This is a genomic window from Rhizobium sp. P38BS-XIX, from assembly GCF_012641435.1.
Lineage (GTDB): Bacteria > Pseudomonadota > Alphaproteobacteria > Rhizobiales > Rhizobiaceae > Rhizobium.
Genome location: NZ_JABAIJ010000014.1, coordinates 133,368 through 153,035, shown reverse-complemented (window position 1 = coordinate 153,035; position 19,668 = coordinate 133,368). Strand labels below are relative to the sequence as shown.

Below are 19,668 nucleotides of genomic sequence, written 5' to 3'. Positions count from 1 at the left end.
TTCCCACAATCCCAGGCACCTAAGCCCAGAACCACAAATCAGCATCGCAGCCAATCTAGGAAACACCAGAGCGAGAGACTTCGTCGCCAGCAGCGCCGCCGCCCTCGTCAGTGATCGGGCTTATAGAGGTACGACCCGCTCACGGTCAATACGCAATCGAAGCAAACTTTCCAGAATTTTATAAGCTATTGATATATATTGGTATTTTTCGAAGATGCCCGATAACGACTGTGAAAGCGGTTCAAAATGCCCGATCCGGCGCATTAATCCGCCCGCCGCACAGCTGAACCAACCCCAGGACACGCTCCTCGCCCTTACCAACCATAAAAGTGGGGTAGTGTCGTGGTTTTATCCTTGGGCAAGATCTGCTATGTTCCTCTTTTGTTTCTGAACTCCGGCGCACGTTGCCACTGCAAGACCTCAATGAACGATATGACATCATCTACAATCCGGAAAATTATCCATGTGGACATGGATGCTTTCTATGCTTCGGTCGAGCAGCGTGACAGGCCGGAACTTCGTGGCAAGCCGCTCGCAGTCGGCGGCTCGGCTGCGCGCGGCGTCGTCGCGGCCGCCAGCTATGAAGCCCGCGCCTTTGGCGTTCATTCGGCCATGCCCTCCGTGACTGCGAAGCGCAAATGCCCCGATCTGATCTTCGTGCCGCCACGCTTCGACGTCTACCGAGCCGTTTCGCAGCAGATTCGTGACATCTTCGCTGAATACACGCCCATGATCGAACCCTTGTCGCTTGATGAGGCCTATCTCGACGTGACGCACAATCTGAAAGGCATGGAGATCGCCACCGAGATCGCCTTGGAGATCAGGGCGCGGATCAAGGCCGTAACGGGGCTCAACGCTTCGGCCGGGATTTCCTACAACAAGTTTCTCGCAAAAATGGCCAGCGACCTGAACAAACCAAACGGCCAGGCGGTAATCACGCCGAAGAACGGTCCGGCCTTCGTTGAAAACCTTCCGATCAAGAAATTCCACGGCGTCGGGCCGGCAACCGCCGAGCGGATGGGCCGATACGGTATCGAAACAGGACTCGATCTCAAATCAAAGTCGCTTGCATTCCTGCAGGAGCATTTTGGTAAGTCCGGCCAGTATTTCTATGGCATCGCACGTGGCATCGACGAGCGCCAGGTCAGGCCGGATCGCATCCGGAAATCCGTTGGGGCAGAGGATACATTCGTCGACGATATCTCTGACCTCGGACTGGCGATCGCAGAACTGAAGCCGCTTGCGGAAAAGCTCTGGCGCCACTGCGAGGCGAACGGCATCAGCGGCAAGACAGTGACAGTCAAAATCAAATACTCGGACTTTACCCAGGCCACGCGCAGCCGCACGGGCGCAGTGCCGATCGGCAACATGACCGATATTCTAGACACGTCGTCCACGCTTCTCGAGACGGTTTTCCCGTTCAAGCGGCCCGTCCGGCTGCTCGGCATTACGCTTTCATCGCTAACCAACGACGCGCCGGAGGCGTCTGAAGTGCAATCGCAACTCAATCTGGATATCTGAACTGCCACGATGCATGTAACCGGCCGACAAAACGAGCGGCGGGCAAGCTCCAATCGAATACCAGCCTTCTCGCCGCTCGGAGTAACACGCATACCAATCGCCGCGCAGACAACTCTAGGCCCTAATATTACTTCGCGGCGCTTACCAATCCCAAGTCTTCACCACCCCGGCGGAACAAATCTGCGGGAATCTCGTTGCCTTAATCAGATTGAACGAGATTCAGGATGGTCACCATGAAGAAGACTGTTTCTGCGATCATGTTAGGCTCGGGATTGCTGCTGTCGTCCTGCTTTTCCGCGAATGCCTTTAGCCTCATCGCACCCGCTCTAAACTTGCAATCGGACGGCACCAAGTCCGAATCTGCTTATGCAGGAGGCGCAAACGACGCCGTTTCGGGAGCGGCGTCCTACTTGTCCGCCAGCGAAGTCCGCCATGTCACATGGTGCGCGTCGCGCTATATGTCTTATCACGCCACCGATGATACGATTGAGGCTAAGGCCGGCAGTCGGATCAAATGCCAGTCTCCAAAGTGAGCAGAGCGGGCACTCATCCAGTGTCCATCCGTCCGCCTCGTGGCTTGGGCAATAAGATGCACCCAGCTTGCTTGATATCATACGGGGCTCGAAGACATTCGATCCCCGTATGATCTTTTGGCGTCGAGTTTGCCTCTCTGGCTATAGCACCCAGTTCTGTGGGACCTCGCAGGTCCTTGACGGATTTGGCCTGTCCAGTCTCTTCCAAAATCATCAAACACTAAGTTCGCCGTCTTGGCTCGCTTTGCCGAGCCGACCAAATCACGACCGGCGTCATCCATAAGCCAAACGTCCAAAACCGCGTCTCCAAACTCGCAGCCACTTGCAAAAGCTAAAAAGTCGCGTTAAGTAACTTTCATGATGAAAGCTGCTAGGTATTCCGATGCAAAATAAGAGCTTCAAATCGATGCAATGTCCCGTGGCGCAAAGTCTGGATCGCATCGGCGAGTGGTGGAGCATCCTCATTCTCAGAGATGCGATGCGCGGAGTTTCGCGGTTCGATGACTTTCAAAAGAGCCTCGGCATCGGCACGGCAACGCTTGCCCGCAGGCTCGACAGTCTCGTGGAAGCGGGCCTCTTGGAAAAACGGCAATATCAGGAGCGACCGCCGCGGTTCGAATATGTGCTGACTGCCTGTGGCGAGGATTTCCGCCCTGTCCTGTGGTCACTGATCGCCTGGGGGAACCGTAATTTTGCACCGGATGGCCCAAGCCTCGTCATTGTAGACACCGAAACCGGCGCCTGGGCCGATCCTATCATGGTCGATCGGGAAACCCGCGAGCCGATCGCAAGGCCGAGATATGCGGTGGCGGCCGGACCTTCAGCCCGCGAACCGCTGCCTTCTCGCTATCGTCTTAAATCCGAAGGGCCGGGATCGCCTTTGATCCGGATCTCTCCAAACAACAATCAGAACACGTAGTCACGGAGTATCGCGGCCATGAATCAGGTCGTCAGTGAAGCAGATATCAAGCAGGGCGCAGTCTCCCTCAAGCCGAAGCGAAGCCTGAAGAAGCCCGTCGGGCTTCTGATCGGAATAGCGATCCTTGCCGGTGCAGGCTGGTATGGCAATTATTGGTGGCAGACGGGACGCTGGCAGCAGACGACGGATGACGCCTATGTCGGCGGCAACACGACTGCCCTTTCGCCAAGAGTGTCCGGTCACGTCGAAGAAGTGCTGGTCGAAGACAATCAGTTGGTCAAGGCAGGCCAGTTGCTGGTTCGGCTCGACCCCAGCACCTACAAGACGGCGTTGAGCCGGGCGGAGGCTCTGGTGAAACAGCAGCAGGCGAGCCTCGACAACCTGCATGCGCAGCTGACCATGCAGGCCTCCCTCGTCAAACAGGCGGAAGCTGATCTCGCTGCCAAGAAGGCGGCGGCGAATTTCACGGGGATCGATGCCGAGCGATATCGCAACCTCGCGAGCCAGAGCACCGGAACGGAACAGAATGCGCAGAAGGCTGTTATGGCCGACACGCAGGCAAAGGCAGCCGTCGACGCCTCCGATGCCGGCCTGACGGCGGCGCGTCAGCAGATCGACGTGCTGAACACGCAAATCGAGCAGGCGCAGGCAGCACTCGAAAGCGCCCGGCAGGATGTCGAGACCGCACGCCTCAATCTCGGTTACACCGAAGTCCGCTCGCCCATCGACGGCTATGCCGGAAATCGCGCCGCCCAGATCGGTGCTTTCGTATCGGACGGCAGCTACCTGCTGAGCGTCATCCCCGCCGGCGGCCTCTGGATCGATGCGAACTTCAAGGAAGACCAGCTGGCGGTCATCAAGGTGGGACAGACGGTTGACGTGGTGGCGGATATTTATCCGGGCCATACGCTGCGGGGCCGCGTGAGCAGCATAGCACCGGCGACCGGCGCAACCTTCAGCGTCATCCCGCCGGAAAACGCCACCGGAAACTTCACCAAGATCGTCCAGCGCGTGCCCGTTCGCATCGCCCTGGATGATGCTGCGCCACAGGCTCAGGTCTTGCGGCCGGGCTTGTCGACCACAGTCACGGTCGATACGCACCCGTAACAGGAGCAGACAGTGACATCCGCCCCCACCTCTCCCACTGCCCCGGCTGAAACAAGCTGGGTGCGCAGTCTGCTTCCCTTCGTGGTGATGTGCTTCGGCATGTTCATCGCGCTTCTCGACATTCAGATCGTCGCCTCCTCGCTTCAGGATATCGGCGGCGGTCTCTCGGCCTCGCAGGATGAGATCAGCTGGGTGCAGACGGCCTATCTGATTGCCGAAATCTGCGTCATCCCGCTATCCGGCTGGCTGACGCGCGTCTTTTCCACGCGCTGGCTTTTCACCATGTCGGCAGCCGGCTTCACTCTCACCAGCATGCTCTGCGGCATTGCCTGGAACATCGAAAGCATGATCGTCTTCCGCGCCCTGCAAGGTCTGCTTGGCGCCTCGATGATCCCGACCGTCTTCACATCGTCCTTCCATTATTTCCAAGGGCCGAAGCGCGTTTACTCCGCAGCCGTCGTCGGCACGATCGCCTCCGTCGCGCCAACGCTCGGCCCTGTCATCGGCGGCTGGATCACGGATACGTGGAACTGGCACTGGCTGTTTTACGTCAACATCCTGCCCGGTTTCCTGATCACCATTCTCGTGCCGATGCTCGTAAAGATCGACGAGCCGGATCTGAAGCTTCTGAAGGAGGCAGACTATCCGGGCATCATATTGATGGCGATTTCCCTCGGCACGCTGGAATATGTGCTGGAGGAAGGAACCCGTGCGAACTGGTTCGATGACAGCACGATCCGGATCGCCACCACGGTCGCAGCGATCGCCGGCATATTGTTCTTCATTCGCAGCCTGACCTATTCGCGCCCGGTGGTCGATCTGAGAGCCTTCGGCAACCGTAATTTTGCCATCGGCTGTCTTCTGTCCTTCATCACGGGCATCGGCATCTTCTCGACCATCTATCTGACGCCGCTCTTTCTCGGCTATGTCCGCGGCTTCAACGCCTGGGAAACCGGCATTGCCGTCTTTTCCACCGGCGCGGCATCCACGCTGGGTGTGCCGTTCTACATCATCCTCGCCAAGCGCTTCGACACGCGCTGGCTGATGATGTTCGGACTGGCATCCTTCGGGATATCCATGTGGGGCTTCAGTTACATCACGCATGACTGGGGAAGCAACGAACTCTTCTGGCCACAGATCTTCCGCGGCTTCCCGCAGGTCTTTGCAGTGGCTCCCGCCGTCACGCTGGGGCTTGGAAGCCTGACGCCGGAACGATTGAAATATGCGAGCGGTCTCTTCAACATGATGCGTAATCTTGGCGGCGCCGTCGGCATCGCAGTTTGCGCTGCCATCCTCAACGATCGCACCAACATGCATTTCACTGCAATCGCCTCCAATCTTACGCCGGCGAATGGCGCGATGGAGAGATTGGTCGGCGGCGTCGCCAGCCGCTACGCGGAGATGCCCGGCGCCCTCAATGACGGCCACACCGCCGCATTGAAACAGCTATTCAAACTGGCCTACCGCGAGGCCTCGACCATGGCTTATGCCGATGCATTCGGCGCTATCATGGTCGCCTTCGTGGTAGCGACGGCGCTCGTCCCGCTGCTGAGAAACGTCACGCCGCCTAAGGGAGCCTCACAGCCCAGCGGCCATTGAACAGATCAAAACATATTGACGCTGGTCTCGACTAGGCGCCTGCCCGCAAGTGGGCAGCACAAGCCTACCCGGAAGCTGCTGCTTCCGGGTAGGCTCGGGATTAAACCTCCGCCGCGTTCCAGTTTATTCGTCGGCAAAGAGCGCTGTTGCGCTACTACGCAAGCTGCGGGAAAAGGGACCGCCGCGTCTCCTCATCGATTTCGGTTTTGAATTTATGCTCGGCTTTCATGGCCAGCGCTTTTTGAACCGCCGGGCGCGCGTGCATCGTCTCCATGAAGCGCTGGACTGCGGGATATTCGCCAAGCCCTCTTTCACCGAAAATGTAGCCTGCGGATGCTGCCCAGCCCCAAAGCGCCATGTCTGCGATCGTATATTCATCGCCCGCGAGCCACTCTGATGCATGAAGGCGTTCATCCAGCACCTTGTAGGTCCGCTCGACCTCTCTGGTGTAGCGGCTTTTCGCATAGGGCAAGTCTTCGGGCGCGTAGTGCAGAAAGTGGATCGCCTGCCCGGAGTAAGGGGAAAGCCCGGTCGCAACGAGCTGCAGCCACGAAAACGTTGCCGCTTTCTTCGCGATATGGATCGGAATAAACTTGCCGTGCTTCTCGGCAAGAAACATCAGGATGGCATGGGAATCGAACAGGGTGACGCCGTCATCCACAAGCGCCGGCACTTTGCCGTTGGGGTTCACCAACCGGAATGCGGGCGTGTGTTGCTCGCCCTTGGAAATATCGATCGGGGTCACGTCGAAGGCGAGGTTAAGCTCGTGTAATAGCACCGCAACCTTCATGGAGTTCGGTGTCGCGTGGAAATAAAGGTTCATAATCGTCATCCGTAAGAGGTCGCCGCCATGCGGGACGGCATCTCCAGAACCTGCCCGACTTTCCTTCCGCCCACCAATCGATGCTATCGATCACACCTATCGCCCGTCTTCATTCCTCGCGTGTTCCATCGCAGGGCGTCCCAGGCCTAGTGAAGCTGCCAAAGCGGCTTTCCCTGAAACATGGCACGAACGTATGAATTCGGTCGATGGCAGCAATCGCCGGAAGCGATTTCAACCAAATCGGATGGGCGGCTAGGCCAGAGGGATCGAAGGTCCAAAGGAGCAACCATGATCTCTCGTACATCCCTTGCCGGCATCGCTGCTATCGCGCTTCTGACATCGTCCGCCACCGTGGCCGAAGCTCGCGCTCCACTCGCCGGTAAGACCGAAATCCAATTTACCGCCGAGAAGAACTACGCCGAAAGCCTGAGCTGGTCGGCCCGAAAGAAGCGCTTTTTCGTCGGATCGGTGACGCACGGCACGATAGGCACGGTCACTCCGGATGGCAAATATGCGCCGTTCATCCACGACGAACAGCTTGTGTCCACCGTCGGCATCCTCGTCGACGACAGCCGCAACACCGTCTGGGCCGCCAACGCCGATCCGGGCGTCGGCGATCGCACGCAAGCAGCGACAAAGGGCAAGCTCGCGGGGATCGCGAAATACGACGAGACGACCGGCAAGCGGCTTGCCTACTACGATCTCGGTGCGCTGAGCGGAGGATCACACTTCGCCAACGATCTGACGCTGGACGAACAAGGAAACGCTTACGTTACCGATAGCTTCGCACCCATCATCTACAAGATCGATACGGCGGGCAAAGCAACCATCTTTGCGCAAAACAAGCCGTTCAACGATGCCGAGGGTTTCAATCTGAACGGCATTGCCTATCACCGCGGCGGCTACCTGCTCGTTGGCAAATCCAATTCCGGCGATCTTTTCAGGATCAGCATTTCGGATCCGACGAATGTTCAGCTGGTGAAGCTTCCCGAGCCTCTCAAAGGTGCCGACGGCTTCAACTTGTTCGATGGCGATCACCTGTTCGTCGTCATCAATCAGGGTGTCGACAAGATTGTCGAACTCGTCTCCACGGACGATTGGAAAACGGCAAAAATCGCCCGCGAGGTCAAAAGCGCGAGATCGATGCCAACCGCGGCCACAAAGGTTGGCGACAGCGTCTGGGTCCTGAATTCCCGCCTCGACAACCTGTTCGATCCCAAGGCTGAGAAGGTCAACGACTTCGTTCTGCAGAAATTCTGACAATGACAGGCCGGAGATCAATCGCTCCGGCCCATTCGCCTAGCGTGTCGCCACTTTGGCGGCATCCGCCACCACCTTGCGCAGCCATTTATGCGCTGGATCGGTTCGCATTCTCGGATGCCAGAAGATATTCACGCTGAAGACGGCAAGGGGCAGAGGGGCCGCGAACAGGTCGAGCGTGTCCTCGAACCTCTGCAGAAACCGCCGAGGCAGGGTGCAGATGCAATTCGTATTCGACAGGACCAGCGGCGCGAGCGCGTAGCTTTGGATCGAAACCGACACGCGCCGCTCCCGTCCCATCTCAGCCAGCGCGCCGTCGATCATCCCCGAGAAATGGCCGCCGCTGGTCGAGACGAGGAGATGCTCCGCCTCGCAGAATTCATCCAGTGATACCGGCTTTAAGCCGCGCGGATGGCCTTTGCGCTGTGCGGTAACGAACTCTTCCTGAAACAGGGTCTGGCCAATGAGATCCGGGGCAGCATCTTCCGCTGCGCCGACAAACAGGTCGACGTCACCATTTTCGAGATGTTCGGCAATTCGCGGCTTGTTTGGCAGGGTAAATGCGATCCTGGCCTGCGGCGCACGGGCCTGAAACAAAGGGATGAGGTCAGGCGCCAGGATGGCAGCGGGATTGTCTGTCGCCGCAATGCGGAAGATGCGCTTGCTGGTCGCCGGGTCGAACAGATGTGCGGTATTGGCGAAATCGTCGAAGCGCTGCAGCAGGCGGGCCAGTTCCGGCTCGAGCGCTGCTGCGTGCGGCGTGGCGATCATCCCCCTGCCGGATGTGGCGGGAATGAAAAGCGGATCGTTGAGGAGTTGGCGCAACCGCGTCAGGCGCGCCGAGAGGGCAGATTGCGTGATGTTCAGACGCGATGCCGCATGGGTAACGTTCTTGTCCTTCAGCATAGCGTCGAGCGTCATCAACAGACCCATATCAAAATCGGAGAAACGCTGCCGCAAACTTGTAAACTCCCATGGACCTCGCAGGCCCTCTGTCACTTCGAATGGTCGTTCGGATATCTAGCAGGATTGGAGTGAATAAAGCCATCTCTCGCAGCAAGCCTTGACGCTTTGCTGAAGCGCCAGCCTATTCCCATATCGGCGGGGAGCCGATGTGGGCCTTGAGGACTTGCGTGAACACCCGGACCTTGGCAGGCGCAGTATGCAAGGCCCGGAGAAGATGAATGCCGCGTGGGCTTGAATTCCATGTCTCGCCTCGCAGCGAGATGCGCACAAGCTCTCCTGATTTGACAGCAGGGCCGGAAACCCAGGCCGGCAGCAAGGCAATACCCATTCCGGCAATGGCGGCGCTGTTCAACGCTTCGAAATCGTCCGACCGGAAGATGGCACGATCGCCATCGCGGCCAGTCGGGTTGTCGCCGATAATATCGGCCCAGCCGAGAAGATCGTTGCCGTGCAGCTTGTCGAGCAGACGATGCGCGCAAAGCTCGCCAGCCACACGAGGCTCACCAAAGCGCGCTATGTAATCCGGGCTTGCGACCAGCAGGCGCGTCAGCGGCGCCAGTCTCGACGCGATCAGCGAACTGTCCTGAAGATCACCCATGCGGATCACAAGATCGAGACGCTCGGCCACGGGATCCGCCAGACGTTCCGTAAGATCGAGCTCCACCTTGAGCGCCGGATATTCATTCATCAGCGGCGCGAGAATCGGCAAAATGTACCGCTTGCCAAACGTCGGGAAGCAGGCAACGCGCAACGTTCCGCCGACGATGCCGTCAAAGGCGGCGACCTCGGCGTGCGTGTCTGCAAGATCGTCGAGCAGTCGCTGCGCACGATCAAAGAGATGCTGCCCCGCATCGGTCAGCGAAAGCGCACGCGTGGAGCGCACCAGAAGCGCAACGCCGAGGTCCTGTTCGAGAGCGTCAATCTGGCGCACGATTGCCGAAGGCGTTACCGCGCGTCGACGAGACGCAGCAGAAAAACTGCCGGAGCGAACGACGTCGACATAAACAGCCAGATGCTCGGCGAAACGCGGATCTCTCATCTTTGCTTACCAGGCAAAACGGTTTCGAGCATTCAGGTCGTTATCATCAGGGATCATAAGCGGCACATTCCTTCTCGTCAGAGGCGAACGCGAGCTTCGCCGATCAACGCAAGGAAGTCCATCATGGTCAAGGTTCTCGATACAATTCTGTCCCAATCCGCCTATTCCGCAGAAATCGACGTACCATTCGAAATGGTCGATATCGCCGATTGGCTCTTCAATCTGCCTGAAGCGGAATACCTCCGTTGCTGCCCCCCGGACCACATTGCCGCCGGCGTGACATGGACGGACGATGGCCGCCGCATGTCGATCAATGTCGAGCAGATCGGCACGGGCCTTGTCGTCCAGCACTATGTCGCCGAGGTCGAGGAGGCCGCCTATTGCAGGATGAACTCGATCTCCGACGTCTTCACGGCCAACGGTCGTACCAAGGTCAACGTGATCTGGGAACTAATCGCCGAGAAAATGGACGATAACCGCACTCGCTACACGAACCGGGTCACCTCGCATCCGACGGACGCATTCATGGCTTTCCTCCAAGAACACGGCGTCAAATTCGAAGATGCGGTTGCCGCCCGACAGGCCGCAAGCGGCGATCATAACCGACGCGAGACACCCCTGTTTGCCGCCAGCATCGCCCGGCGCGCGCTTGCCAAGTAGGAGAGAATCATGAAGGCGATCGTTTTCGACGACTTCGGCGCCGCCGAGCAGCTTCGGCTGGCCGAGGTTCCCATCCCGCATCTCAGGTCAAAAGACCTCCTCATCAAGGTGATGGCAGCAGGGGTCAATCGGGCCGATCTGCTGCAGCGCGAGGGCCACTACGGCAGAAGCGTATTCGGCGACAGCCCCATTCTTGGACTGGAAGTAGCCGGTGAAGTCATTGCCGTCGGAGAGGAAACCAAGAGCTTTAGGGTCGGCGACCGCGTCATGGCCATCGTCGGCGGCGGCGCCTATGCCGAATACGCGAGAGCCGACGAATGCCTGTCCGTCCCGATACCGGACAGCGTTTCATTCATTGAAGCAGCCGCGATCATGGAAAGCTTCGTGACCGCTTACGAATCCCTCTGCCATCTGGCGCAGCTTCGCCAGGGCGAGACCGTTCTGGTCCATGCGGCATCCGGCGGGGTCGGCTCCGCTGTCGTAAAACTGGGCAAGGCCATGGGCGCAAACGTCTTCGCAAGCGCATCGGGGGAGAATATCGCAAACGTTCTCTCCCTAGGCGCGGTCGCCGTCTGGAATTACCGGCGTCAGGATTTCGAAGCGGAAATCGTGGACGCTACCGGATCGACGGGCGCCGATATCATCATCGACTTCGTTGGGGGCGGCTATCTTGCCCGCAACATCCGAAGTCTCGCGCCCGGCGGACGGCTCGTGCAGGTCGGCCTTCTGGGCCGCGATAGCGATGCCGTCATCCCGCTTGATGTCCTCCTTTATAAACATCTGCGCCTGATCGGCACGGTTATGAAATCAAGAGACATTGATGAGAAGCGAGCCATGGTGCGCCGCTTTGCCGAACACGTATTGCCGATGTTCCGGGACGGCCGCCTTCGTCCGCTGGTGGCCGAGGTCTTTCCGCTGGCGAACGCGGCCGAAGCACATCGCCGGATGGAGAACGGAGGCGTGTTTGGAAAGATCGTGTTGAGCAACGCCGCCTAGCGCCATCGAGACATCAGGCGATTGGCTCGTTGCGCTTGCCGGGGGAGGTTCCAGGGCTCGCCGCCTGATATGGAAGCCTCCGCCTCATCCGCGCGACTATCGACAATCGCGCAAGTTCGATTAAGGTTTTCCGTCTAAGGCAATGCGTGGCGTAATGCCGTAGTCGCATGAAATCGGAGTTCGAATGAGCGTGCACACCCTCCTTGGAGACGCCTCCTCTCTCACCGCCCTGGCTGACGAAGCCCGGACATGGCGCCGGACCATCCATCAACACCCCGAACTTCTTTTCGATCTGCCGAAAACGGCCGCGCTGGTCACCGAAAAGCTCAAAGAATTCGGCTGCGACGAGATCGTCGGCGGCATTGCCACGTCCGGCGTCGTGGCGGTGATCAATGGCCGAAACGGGCCGGGCCGCACAATTGCACTGCGCTGTGACATGGACGCGCTTCCGATGTCGGAGCAAACCAATCTCGCCCACGCATCGAAAGTGCCGAACATGATGCATGCCTGTGGGCATGACGGGCATACGGCGATGTTGCTGGCGGCGGCAAAGCAGCTGTCGGCGAGCCGTGATTTTGCGGGCAAGGTCGTCCTTGTCTTCCAGCCGGCGGAAGAAGGCGGCGGGGGCGGCCGGGTCATGATCGAAGAAGGCGTGCTCGAACGTTTCGGTATCGAGGAGGTCTACGGCATGCACAACGAGCCCGGCCTCGCAGTCGGCTCCTTCGCCATCCGCAGCGGCCCCATCATGGCCGGTGGCGACCGCTTCGTCATCACCATCAACGGCAAGGGTGGTCATGCCGCCGCACCGCATCTGAGCAACGACCCCGTCGTCGTCATGGCACATATCATCACGGCGCTGCAGTCGATTGCCTCAAGGTTCACCGACCCCTTCGACCCGGTTGTCTTGTCGATCACCTACGTCAACGGAGGCAATGACAGAGCCTTGAACGTCATTCCCTCCAATGTCCGGATCGGCGGCACGATCCGCACGATGCAGCCGCAGACGCGAAAGGCCGTTGAGGATCGTTTCCGCGATGTCGTCAGCATGACGGCCAGAGCCTTTTCGGCCGAAGCCGAGATCGACTGGCGGCCGGGCTATCCCGTGACCGTCAACGACGCGGAGAAGACGAAGGTCGCCGCAGCGGTTGCGCGGAGCGTGGCCGGAGAGGCGCGCGTCGACGACAACTATCCGCCGACCATGGGTTCGGAAGACTTTTCCTATATGCTGCAGAAGCGCCCCGGAGCCTTCATCTGGCTTGGCAACGGTGACAGCGCCGACTTACATAATCCGGCCTATGACTTCAACGACGACGCTATCATTCATGGTGTGCGCTACTGGCTGACACTCGTGGGGCAGCGCCTGACCGCCCAAGATCGGTAGGCAAGGCTCGATGGACGTGTGTCGCTGCCCTCAGGTAGCGACTATTGCCTCAACCAGGAACAATTAAAGCCAGCTATCGTTATTGTCTCACCACATCCCAGGAGAGACATATGAGCTTGTTACTTATCATCATTATATTGATCGTGCTCTTTGGCGGCGGCGGCGGATATTATGCGCATCGCTCCTACGGCGGCAGGGGCATCGGCGGCGTACTTGGACTTATCGTGATCATTCTGCTGATCTTGTGGCTGCTGGGCGGACTGCACGGCTTCGGCCCGGGACCAGGCCCCGTTTAACAGGGCGACGGTCGCTTGAAGCGTAACGCTTCCCAAAGCGCGAGACCCGAATTCAATACAACGATAGGATGGCGCTGCATCAGCGCCATCCTTTTTCAAAACATCTATGGTGGTTCAAACAACTGCTTCGGGGCCGTTGCCGAACCCGAAGCAAATTCAATTAAGTCGCAGCGCCCACCGCAGAGCCGCGCGTGCTTGCCCGCAACACATAGTAGACCGCCCCGCCGATACCGACGCCGAAGAACCAGCCGTAGGTTCCCCACCATTCCGGCAGGATCGAGGTGAAGGTCGGCAGCACCGACGAGAAGAGTGCACCGATCACCAGGGCGATGAAGGCATTTCTATGCCAGCCGCCCTGGAACCGGAATTCGCCATTCTCCTGATAAAGCGCGGCAACGTTCAGCTCGCCTTTCCGGATCAGATAATAGTCGACCATCATGATCCCGAATATCGGCCCCATGCTTGAACCGATGAAGTTGACGAAATGCGCAGCGCCCGTTTCCCAAGGTGCAAAAGGATAGAGCACCAGCGCGATCAATGCCGCGATGTAGCCACCACGCTTGAAGCTGATCTGCCGGGGAAAGACATTCGAGAAATCGAAAGCCGGCGAGACGAAGTTTGCGACGACGTTGATGCCAAGCGTTGCGACCGCGAAGGTCAATGCCGCCAAAAGCGCCAGGAACCAGCTGTCGAATTTCGCCGAGATCGCTTCAGGATGCAGAAGCACTTCGCCATAGACGGTAAATGCGGCCGTGGTGGTCACGCCGGCAACAAGGCAGAACGCCAGGAGATTGATCGGAAGACCCCACAGATTGCCCTTGCGTAGCGTCTTTGTATCCGTCGCATAGCGTGAGAAGTCGCAGAAATTCAGGTAAAGCGCGGCGAAATAGGTGATCCATGTGGCGGCGACCGCGGCAAGCGCCGGGAATGATCCGGGTTCACCCGGAACACCGGCGTCCTTGGTCTTTTCCAACAATACGTCGCGTGGGATCTCGCTGCCGAAAGAGAATGTCCCGGCCTTGACCACGAGATAAACCGCAAGCAAGAGCATCATGACCCAGACGGCTGGGCCGGCCAGATCCTGAAACTTGCGCACCGTTTCCATGCCGCGCTGGATGATCATAAGCTGCAGCACCCAGACGACCACGTAGCAGATGACCTCGAGCGTCGAATGGCCGAGCATATGGCTATTCTGATGGAACGCGAGAATGCTGTCGTTGCGGATCAGCAGGGCGACGATTGCGCCGGAGGCCGCGGCCGTCTGCGCACCATACCAGAAGCAGGCGACGACAGCGCGCACCAGGGCCGGAACGTTCGCGCCGAATGTTCCGAACGAGGCGCGGGCAAGGACCGGAAAAGGAACACCCGTCTTCACGCCCGCATTGCCGACAAGGCTCATGAGGCAGAAGATCACCAGCGAACCGATGCCGATCGCAATCACGAAATTGATGAAGCTGCCGCACAGCAAAAAAAGACTTGCGGCAAGATAATATCCCCAAAGGCTGTGAACATCCGAAGTCCACACATTGAAGATACTGAACGCGCCCCACTTGCGCTCTTCGGCAGGCGCCAGGTCTTCATTATACAATGAAGGCGATGGATTTTGTATTGTCACTTTTTTATCCCCTCTTCTTCGAGTCTGCGAGACTCGACGAGCAGCATGCTCCCAAACAATGTAAGTGGCAATTACGATGTGGTTCGGCCTACGTCATCTGACGTAGGCAGGATTGGACCCGAGAGACTTGGCGACTGCGACCCCCTGATGAAAGCAGTTCCAGGTCGAATGAAAAATGCCCCGTGCCTGCGAGCAGGACACGGGGCAAGGCTCAGGCCCGGGAGAAATTACTTGGTCTGCTTATACCAGCTGTCCAGACCGGCTTGCAGCTTCTTGGCCGCCTGTTCCGGCGTATCGGTGCCGTTGATGACATTCGCGGACTCGATCCAGGTTTCGTTTTCGAGATTGGGCGTACCGCGCGACAGGATCTGATAGGTCGAGCGGATCGTCGACTTACATGTCTGCCGCCACGAAACGAACTGGTTGGCGAGTTGGTCGTCCATCTTGACGGGCGTCGAATTGAGGCTGAAGAAACCCGGCAATGCATTGGCATAGATATTGGCGAAATCAGGAGATGCGACCCAGCTCAGGAAGGTCTTTGCCTGCTCCGCGTGCTTGCTGGCCGCATTGAGGCCAAGGCCGATATCGGTGTGATCCGAGATGTAGCAGGTATCGCCGGCTTTCTTCACCGGCGGCGGGAAGGCGCCGAGCTTGAATTGAGCCTGCGAATTGAAGAGCGCGACTTCCCAAGAACCGCCTGCATAGATCGCGGCGCGACCGAGCGTGAAGAGATTCTGGCTATCGGAATAGCTCTGGGCTTCGAAACCATCGCCGAGATAGGGCTTCCACTTGGCCAACACCTCGAAAGGCTCGACCCATGCGCGATCGGTCAGCTTCTGCTCGCCCTTGATCAGGGCAAGTCGGCCCTCCTCGCCCTTCCAGTAGGTCGGACCGATGCTCTGGTAGCCCATCGTCGCGGCTTCCCAGAGATCCTTGGTGCCGAGCGACAGCGGAATATAGGTGCCGTCCGCCTTGATCTTGTCGAGCACCGCAAAGAACTCGGCCTCGGTCTTCGGAACGGTCAGACCAAGCTTCTGGAACGCATCCATATTGTAGATGAAACCGGCGATGACGGATGCCATCGGCACGCAGAAGGTCGATTTGCCGTCGTCCGTGGACCAGGCCGACTTTGCCACCGTCGAGAAATTCTCCATGCCCGGCAGGCTGGTCAGATCGGCAAGCCGCTTCTGATTGTAGAGTTCGAGCGCCGCGTCGAACGGGCGGCATGTAATCAGATCACCGGCCGAACCTGCCGCGAGCTTGGCATTGAGCGCGGCATTATATTCTGTCGGAGCGGTGGGCGCGAACACCACCTTGATACCCGGATTCTTCGCTTCGAAAGCAGGGATAATCTTCTGCTGCCAGATGGATAGATCGTCGTTTCGCCAGCTCTCGATCGTCAGCGTCACATCTTCTGCAAAGGCTGCACCGCCGCCACAGACAAGTCCCGCTGTTAAAATGAGAGCTCTCAAAGTCATGCGTGTCATGATATTCCCCCTCCTTATAGCCGTTATGGCCCGGATTGTTACATGCATGCTTCCCGTGCAGCCCCCCGGAGCGGGATTGCGGCACAGAACCTCCAAATGCGCTCCGGCCTCCTCACCAGAGCGTGTATCCTCCGTCGATCGTGTAGGCGGCGCCGGTGACATAGGCAGCAGCCGGACTTGCCAGGAAAACCGCCAGCGGGCCGATTTCATGCGGCTCGCCGGGGCGGCCCATCGGCACGTTCTGAACGAAGGCATCGATGACCTCGGGATGCTTCTCATTCCATTCCCGATTGATGTCGGTCATGAAAAGACCGGGGCAGATCGCATTCACGGTGATGCCATGCGGCGCCCAGTCCGCCGCTGCGCATCGCGTGAAATGCAGGACGGCGGCCTTTCCCGTCTCATAGTCGCGGCCGCCGATGCCCCGATTGGCGATCAAGGCGCTGATCGAAGCGATGTTGATGATGCGGCCGCCCTTGCCGCGCTCGAGCATCGCGCCGCCGATGATCTTGGTGCCGAGGAAGCAGCTCGTCAGATTGAGATCGATCATCTGCCGCCAGTCGGCCAGCGTCTCTTTCTCGATGGAAACGTTGATTTCGCGATTGCCGAGATTGTTGACCAGGATGTCGACAGGCCCAAGCCTTGCAACAACGTCCTGACACGCACTCTCGCACTCCTCCGGCTTGCCCATGTCCGCTTTCACGGTCCACACGTTCCGACCCAATGCGCGGATTTCGTCAGCGGTTTGATCCAGCGTATTTTGCGTCCGGCCGGTGATGACGATATCGGCGCCGGCTTCGGCAAGCGCCAATGCCATCGAACGCCCAAGCCCCCTGCTCGCTCCTGTTATCAGGGCGCGCTTGCCCTCCAGGCTGAACCAATCTTGAAAACCCATGTGAATCCCTCTCCATATCCCCTGCGTTTTTCGTCGTCGGTATTTCTGCGGCCTGCAGACGAAGCCTTATAGATTGACCGGCTGACCCGACGCTGCCGAGCGCTCGATTGCGGCAAGCACGCGCGTGGTGGCAAGTCCATCCTCGGCGGTCGCGAGCAGCGGTGCATCGTCAAGAACGCTGTCGACGAAACGGGCGATCGCCTCGAGCACAAAGCCCCCGATGCGCGAGCCGCCGGTCGGCGTCACGCCGAGAAGGTCGGAGTAACGAAGCCCCTGCTCGGTCGTCTTGCTGACCGCACCATTATGCGACGTATCGGCGCGGACTTGCCCCTTGCTGCCGACCAGCTCCAGCTTGAAGTCAAAGACGGTTGGATTGCCGGGAGACAGGATCCAGCTGTTTTCCATGACGATGACCGCGCCTTTGGAAAATTCGATGGTGGACAGATGCACATCGTCCGTCGCCACGCCTTGGCCCGCAAGCACACCTTTGCGCGAGACGGAAAAGACGCGCGAGACTTCATCTGCAAGCACGAAACGCAGCGTATCGATGACATGACTGCCGAGGAACCAGAGCGCGGAGGACTCCGCCGCCCAACTCAGCATCTGCAGCGGCACGAAAGTGGTGTTGCTCAGTCGTGAAAACCCATGCACCGTCTGGCCGATCTCGCCGTTCGCGACAGCGTCGCGCACCTGAACGATCGCCGGATTGACGCGATTGTGGAAATCCACCATCAGCTTGCCGCTGGATGCGGCGGCGGCCTTGGCGATCGTTTCGGTTTCTTCCAGCGAGGTCGCCAGCGGCTTTTCGCTGAGCACATGTTTGCCGGCCTGCAATGCGGCAAGAATGATCGGCGCATGCGTGAAATCCGGCGTTGCAACGGAGATCGCATCGATCGAGGGATCGCCGACGAGATCAAGGTAGTCGGTATAAGCTTTCGCTCCCTTTGTCTGCGCTCTCAGCGCGGCCGCGCGTTCGGGCGAAATATCGCAGACGGACACCAACTCCGTTTGTGGCAAGGCATCGAACACGCGCGCATGATTGGCGCCCCAAAGCCCGCCACCGACAACACCGACCTTCATCGTCTTCATTCATCCACCCTCTTGGTATCGGCCATCCCCGAGATTGGCCATCTTTTAGTTTGTATGAGGCTCACACATACTTTAATAAGAGTCAACGCCATTTTATGGATGAGATGGCTCTGAGGTCTGGCGACAAGCTTTCGCCAAGTGGTATCAGTGATATTCGAGGCGGCTGTATCGAGCAGCCGAGAGACTGGCGGGTGAATGACGAGCTTTTCCGACGACAATAGACGCGCAGGCGGTGGCTGGACCGATGACGTCAGCCGGAACAATCGGCCTCGCCATGGTCTCATCTCCTCTTCTTCCGTCGGCTCTGCCAATCGCGGCCGGATCCTGCAGGCGCTGTTCGATCTCGGCCCGACGAGCCGCGCCGACCTCGCGCGATATACGGGCGTCAACCGGGCAACGATTTCAGGCATCATCCAGCCGATGGTGGACCAGAAGGTGCTGGTTGAAGGCGATGCGATCCCGGCGAACGAAAGCGGGGGCAAACCGGCCCGGCCGTTATGGTTTTCCGAAGATGCACAGCCGATCTGTGCGGTCCTTCTCATGCATGACAGCGTGCGCTCGTGCCTGGTATCGCTGAATGGCGAAATCTCCGCCGAATCCGAAGCGGCTTTTCCCGCCGGGACAAGCGATGTACGCGTGCTGATGGACGTCATTGCGGATTGCGTCGGCAAAACGCTGGCCTCGGCGGCTCGTCCGGCGATCGGCATCGGGGTTGCGGCAGTCGGCATGATCGACACCGACAAACGCGCGATTGTCGCCGTCAATCTTGCGCCGTTGCTGGATGGATTTCCGCTCGGTGTCGAACTCGAGAGCCGCTTTGGCCTCCCGACGTCGATCGACCACCACCCCCGGGCGCTGCTCGTCGGCGACCGCTGGTTCGGGCTTGGCCGCGGCCGGCGCAACTTCGCTGTCGTTTATACCGGTGACGTCCTGGGTGGGGCGTTGTTCCTCGACGGTCACCTCTTCCGCGGACCGGGCGGCGCAGGGGGCGAGCTCGGCCATACCTTCGTCCAGCTTGGCGGGCGCCGGTGCAAGTGCGGCCGGATCGGCTGCTGGGAAACGATTGCAACGCTCGGCTGGCTTCGCGAGGAAGCCGGCAATATTGAACTTCCGGGCGCCGAAACCATGACGGCGGCGCAGCTTGGCGCACTGGCTGCTCAGGACGTCGCTGCGGCTGGCCAGCTGCTTGATCGTTACGCCCACAACATCGCGGTTGGAATTGCCAATCTTCAGCAGACAATGGCACCGAACTTCATCATCCTGCACGGCGATGTCGTGGGTGGCGGCGAGCGATTGGTGACCGCGATCGCCAAGCACCTGCATGAACTCGTGCCCTGGCGGCCTGGAGGCGAGATCGAATTGGCGCTCGGCGATCATGAAGATGTGGCGGCTCTTCGCGGCGCGGCTGGCCTCGTTCTTTCCGACCTGCTTCACTTTCCTCTCTGAGGCATCCTTTGCCAGATCCCACGTTAATCGCCGACC

At 59.1% G+C, this 19,668-nt stretch carries 18 protein-coding genes; 11 read left to right on the top strand and 7 right to left on the bottom strand.

The genetic code is table 11. From position 1 onward, the window contains the following. Positions 1-423: 423 nt before the first annotated feature. The 5 genes from dinB to HGP17_RS30170 all read left to right on the top strand — a co-directional run bounded on the left by dinB (position 424) and on the right by HGP17_RS30170 (position 5,679). Positions 424-1,521 carry a DNA polymerase IV gene (gene dinB / locus HGP17_RS30190; RefSeq protein WP_168815068.1) on the top strand — a complete coding sequence of 366 codons (1,098 nt, stop codon included), beginning with the start codon at positions 424-426 and terminating at the stop codon, positions 1,519-1,521. A 233-nt stretch (positions 1,522-1,754) separates the two neighbouring features. After that, on the top strand, positions 1,755-2,054 hold the full coding sequence (locus HGP17_RS30185) for a BA14K family protein (RefSeq protein ID WP_168815066.1): 300 nt from the start codon (positions 1,755-1,757) through the stop codon (positions 2,052-2,054). A 382-nt stretch (positions 2,055-2,436) separates the two neighbouring features. Continuing rightward, positions 2,437-2,973, top strand: coding sequence for a helix-turn-helix domain-containing protein (locus HGP17_RS30180; RefSeq protein WP_168815065.1), 537 nt, complete (start codon positions 2,437-2,439; stop codon positions 2,971-2,973). Between the two features lie 18 nt (positions 2,974-2,991). Further along, entirely contained in the window at positions 2,992-4,080 is a 1,089-nt protein-coding gene (locus HGP17_RS30175) for an HlyD family secretion protein (protein ID WP_168815063.1), read from the top strand. 12 nt (positions 4,081-4,092) lie between these two features. Continuing rightward, positions 4,093-5,679 (top strand): DHA2 family efflux MFS transporter permease subunit, encoded by a 1,587-nt coding sequence (locus HGP17_RS30170; protein ID WP_348649007.1) that lies wholly within the window; start codon positions 4,093-4,095, stop codon positions 5,677-5,679. A 154-nt stretch (positions 5,680-5,833) separates the two neighbouring features. Here HGP17_RS30170 and HGP17_RS30165 read toward each other — a convergent pair whose 3' ends face one another. After that, positions 5,834-6,502: a glutathione S-transferase N-terminal domain-containing protein gene (locus HGP17_RS30165; protein WP_168815061.1), complete on the bottom strand. Its 669-nt coding sequence runs from the start codon at positions 6,500-6,502 to the stop codon at positions 5,834-5,836. Positions 6,503-6,790: 288 nt separating this feature from the next. On the opposite strand from HGP17_RS30165, the gene HGP17_RS30160 reads away from it, so the two are divergent. Beyond that, a complete protein-coding gene (locus HGP17_RS30160) occupies positions 6,791-7,762 on the top strand; it encodes a gluconolaconase (RefSeq protein WP_168815059.1) in 972 nt (323 codons plus the stop codon). A 39-nt stretch (positions 7,763-7,801) separates the two neighbouring features. Here HGP17_RS30160 and HGP17_RS30155 read toward each other — a convergent pair whose 3' ends face one another. Then, complete coding sequence (locus HGP17_RS30155) at positions 7,802-8,683, bottom strand: LysR family transcriptional regulator (RefSeq protein WP_246704292.1); 882 nt, start codon at positions 8,681-8,683, stop codon at positions 7,802-7,804. Positions 8,684-8,849: 166 nt separating this feature from the next. Then, complete coding sequence (locus HGP17_RS30150; protein ID WP_168815057.1) at positions 8,850-9,767, bottom strand: LysR family transcriptional regulator; 918 nt, start codon at positions 9,765-9,767, stop codon at positions 8,850-8,852. Positions 9,768-9,890: 123 nt separating this feature from the next. Here HGP17_RS30150 and HGP17_RS30145 point away from each other — a divergent pair, with 123 nt between their 5' ends. From HGP17_RS30145 to HGP17_RS30130, 4 genes are all read left to right on the top strand, one after another. Continuing rightward, a complete protein-coding gene (locus HGP17_RS30145) occupies positions 9,891-10,427 on the top strand; it encodes a hypothetical protein (RefSeq protein WP_168815055.1) in 537 nt (178 codons plus the stop codon). A 9-nt stretch (positions 10,428-10,436) separates the two neighbouring features. Then, entirely contained in the window at positions 10,437-11,423 is a 987-nt protein-coding gene (locus tag HGP17_RS30140; RefSeq protein ID WP_168815053.1) for an NAD(P)H-quinone oxidoreductase, read from the top strand. A 184-nt stretch (positions 11,424-11,607) separates the two neighbouring features. Continuing rightward, a complete protein-coding gene (locus HGP17_RS30135; protein WP_168815051.1) occupies positions 11,608-12,804 on the top strand; it encodes a M20 aminoacylase family protein in 1,197 nt (398 codons plus the stop codon). A 110-nt stretch (positions 12,805-12,914) separates the two neighbouring features. Next, positions 12,915-13,100 carry a DUF3309 domain-containing protein gene (locus HGP17_RS30130; protein ID WP_168815050.1) on the top strand — a complete coding sequence of 62 codons (186 nt, stop codon included), beginning with the start codon at positions 12,915-12,917 and terminating at the stop codon, positions 13,098-13,100. 160 nt (positions 13,101-13,260) lie between these two features. On the opposite strand, the gene HGP17_RS30125 is transcribed toward HGP17_RS30130, so the two are convergent. The 4 genes from HGP17_RS30125 to HGP17_RS30110 form a co-directional block, all read right to left on the bottom strand. Further along, entirely contained in the window at positions 13,261-14,715 is a 1,455-nt protein-coding gene (locus HGP17_RS30125) for an NCS1 family nucleobase:cation symporter-1 (RefSeq protein ID WP_168815049.1), read from the bottom strand. Positions 14,716-14,942: 227 nt separating this feature from the next. Beyond that, positions 14,943-16,202: an ABC transporter substrate-binding protein gene (locus HGP17_RS30120; protein ID WP_168815048.1), complete on the bottom strand. Its 1,260-nt coding sequence runs from the start codon at positions 16,200-16,202 to the stop codon at positions 14,943-14,945. A gap of 112 nt (positions 16,203-16,314) precedes the next feature. Continuing rightward, positions 16,315-17,097 (bottom strand): SDR family NAD(P)-dependent oxidoreductase, encoded by a 783-nt coding sequence (locus HGP17_RS30115; RefSeq protein ID WP_168815047.1) that lies wholly within the window; start codon positions 17,095-17,097, stop codon positions 16,315-16,317. A 66-nt stretch (positions 17,098-17,163) separates the two neighbouring features. Next, positions 17,164-18,186, bottom strand: a complete 1,023-nt coding sequence (locus HGP17_RS30110) for a Gfo/Idh/MocA family oxidoreductase (RefSeq protein ID WP_168815046.1) — start codon at positions 18,184-18,186, stop codon at positions 17,164-17,166. Between the two features lie 195 nt (positions 18,187-18,381). Here HGP17_RS30110 and HGP17_RS30105 point away from each other — a divergent pair, with 195 nt between their 5' ends. Beyond that, positions 18,382-19,632 carry an ROK family transcriptional regulator gene (locus HGP17_RS30105; RefSeq protein WP_168815045.1) on the top strand — a complete coding sequence of 417 codons (1,251 nt, stop codon included), beginning with the start codon at positions 18,382-18,384 and terminating at the stop codon, positions 19,630-19,632. Positions 19,633-19,668 lie beyond the last annotated feature (36 nt).

Bases quoted from the DNA above. Each gene is read 5' to 3' on its own strand.
- dinB (WP_168815068.1), top strand. From the start codon at position 424: ATGAACGATATGACATCATCTACAATCCGGAAAATTATCCATGTGGAC.
- HGP17_RS30185 (WP_168815066.1), top strand. From the start codon at position 1,755: ATGAAGAAGACTGTTTCTGCGATCATGTTAGGCTCGGGATTGCTGCTG.
- HGP17_RS30180 (WP_168815065.1), top strand. From the start codon at position 2,437: ATGCAAAATAAGAGCTTCAAATCGATGCAATGTCCCGTGGCGCAAAGT.
- HGP17_RS30175 (WP_168815063.1), top strand. From the start codon at position 2,992: ATGAATCAGGTCGTCAGTGAAGCAGATATCAAGCAGGGCGCAGTCTCC.
- HGP17_RS30165 (WP_168815061.1), bottom strand. From the start codon at position 6,502: ATGAACCTTTATTTCCACGCGACACCGAACTCCATGAAGGTTGCGGTG.
- HGP17_RS30160 (WP_168815059.1), top strand. From the start codon at position 6,791: ATGATCTCTCGTACATCCCTTGCCGGCATCGCTGCTATCGCGCTTCTG.
- HGP17_RS30155 (WP_246704292.1), bottom strand. From the start codon at position 8,683: ATGACGCTCGACGCTATGCTGAAGGACAAGAACGTTACCCATGCGGCA.
- HGP17_RS30150 (WP_168815057.1), bottom strand. From the start codon at position 9,767: ATGAGAGATCCGCGTTTCGCCGAGCATCTGGCTGTTTATGTCGACGTC.
- HGP17_RS30145 (WP_168815055.1), top strand. From the start codon at position 9,891: ATGGTCAAGGTTCTCGATACAATTCTGTCCCAATCCGCCTATTCCGCA.
- HGP17_RS30140 (WP_168815053.1), top strand. From the start codon at position 10,437: ATGAAGGCGATCGTTTTCGACGACTTCGGCGCCGCCGAGCAGCTTCGG.
- HGP17_RS30135 (WP_168815051.1), top strand. From the start codon at position 11,608: ATGAGCGTGCACACCCTCCTTGGAGACGCCTCCTCTCTCACCGCCCTG.
- HGP17_RS30130 (WP_168815050.1), top strand. From the start codon at position 12,915: ATGAGCTTGTTACTTATCATCATTATATTGATCGTGCTCTTTGGCGGC.
- HGP17_RS30120 (WP_168815048.1), bottom strand. From the start codon at position 16,202: ATGACACGCATGACTTTGAGAGCTCTCATTTTAACAGCGGGACTTGTC.
- HGP17_RS30115 (WP_168815047.1), bottom strand. From the start codon at position 17,097: ATGGGTTTTCAAGATTGGTTCAGCCTGGAGGGCAAGCGCGCCCTGATA.
- HGP17_RS30110 (WP_168815046.1), bottom strand. From the start codon at position 18,186: ATGAAGACGATGAAGGTCGGTGTTGTCGGTGGCGGGCTTTGGGGCGCC.
- HGP17_RS30105 (WP_168815045.1), top strand. From the start codon at position 18,382: ATGACGAGCTTTTCCGACGACAATAGACGCGCAGGCGGTGGCTGGACC.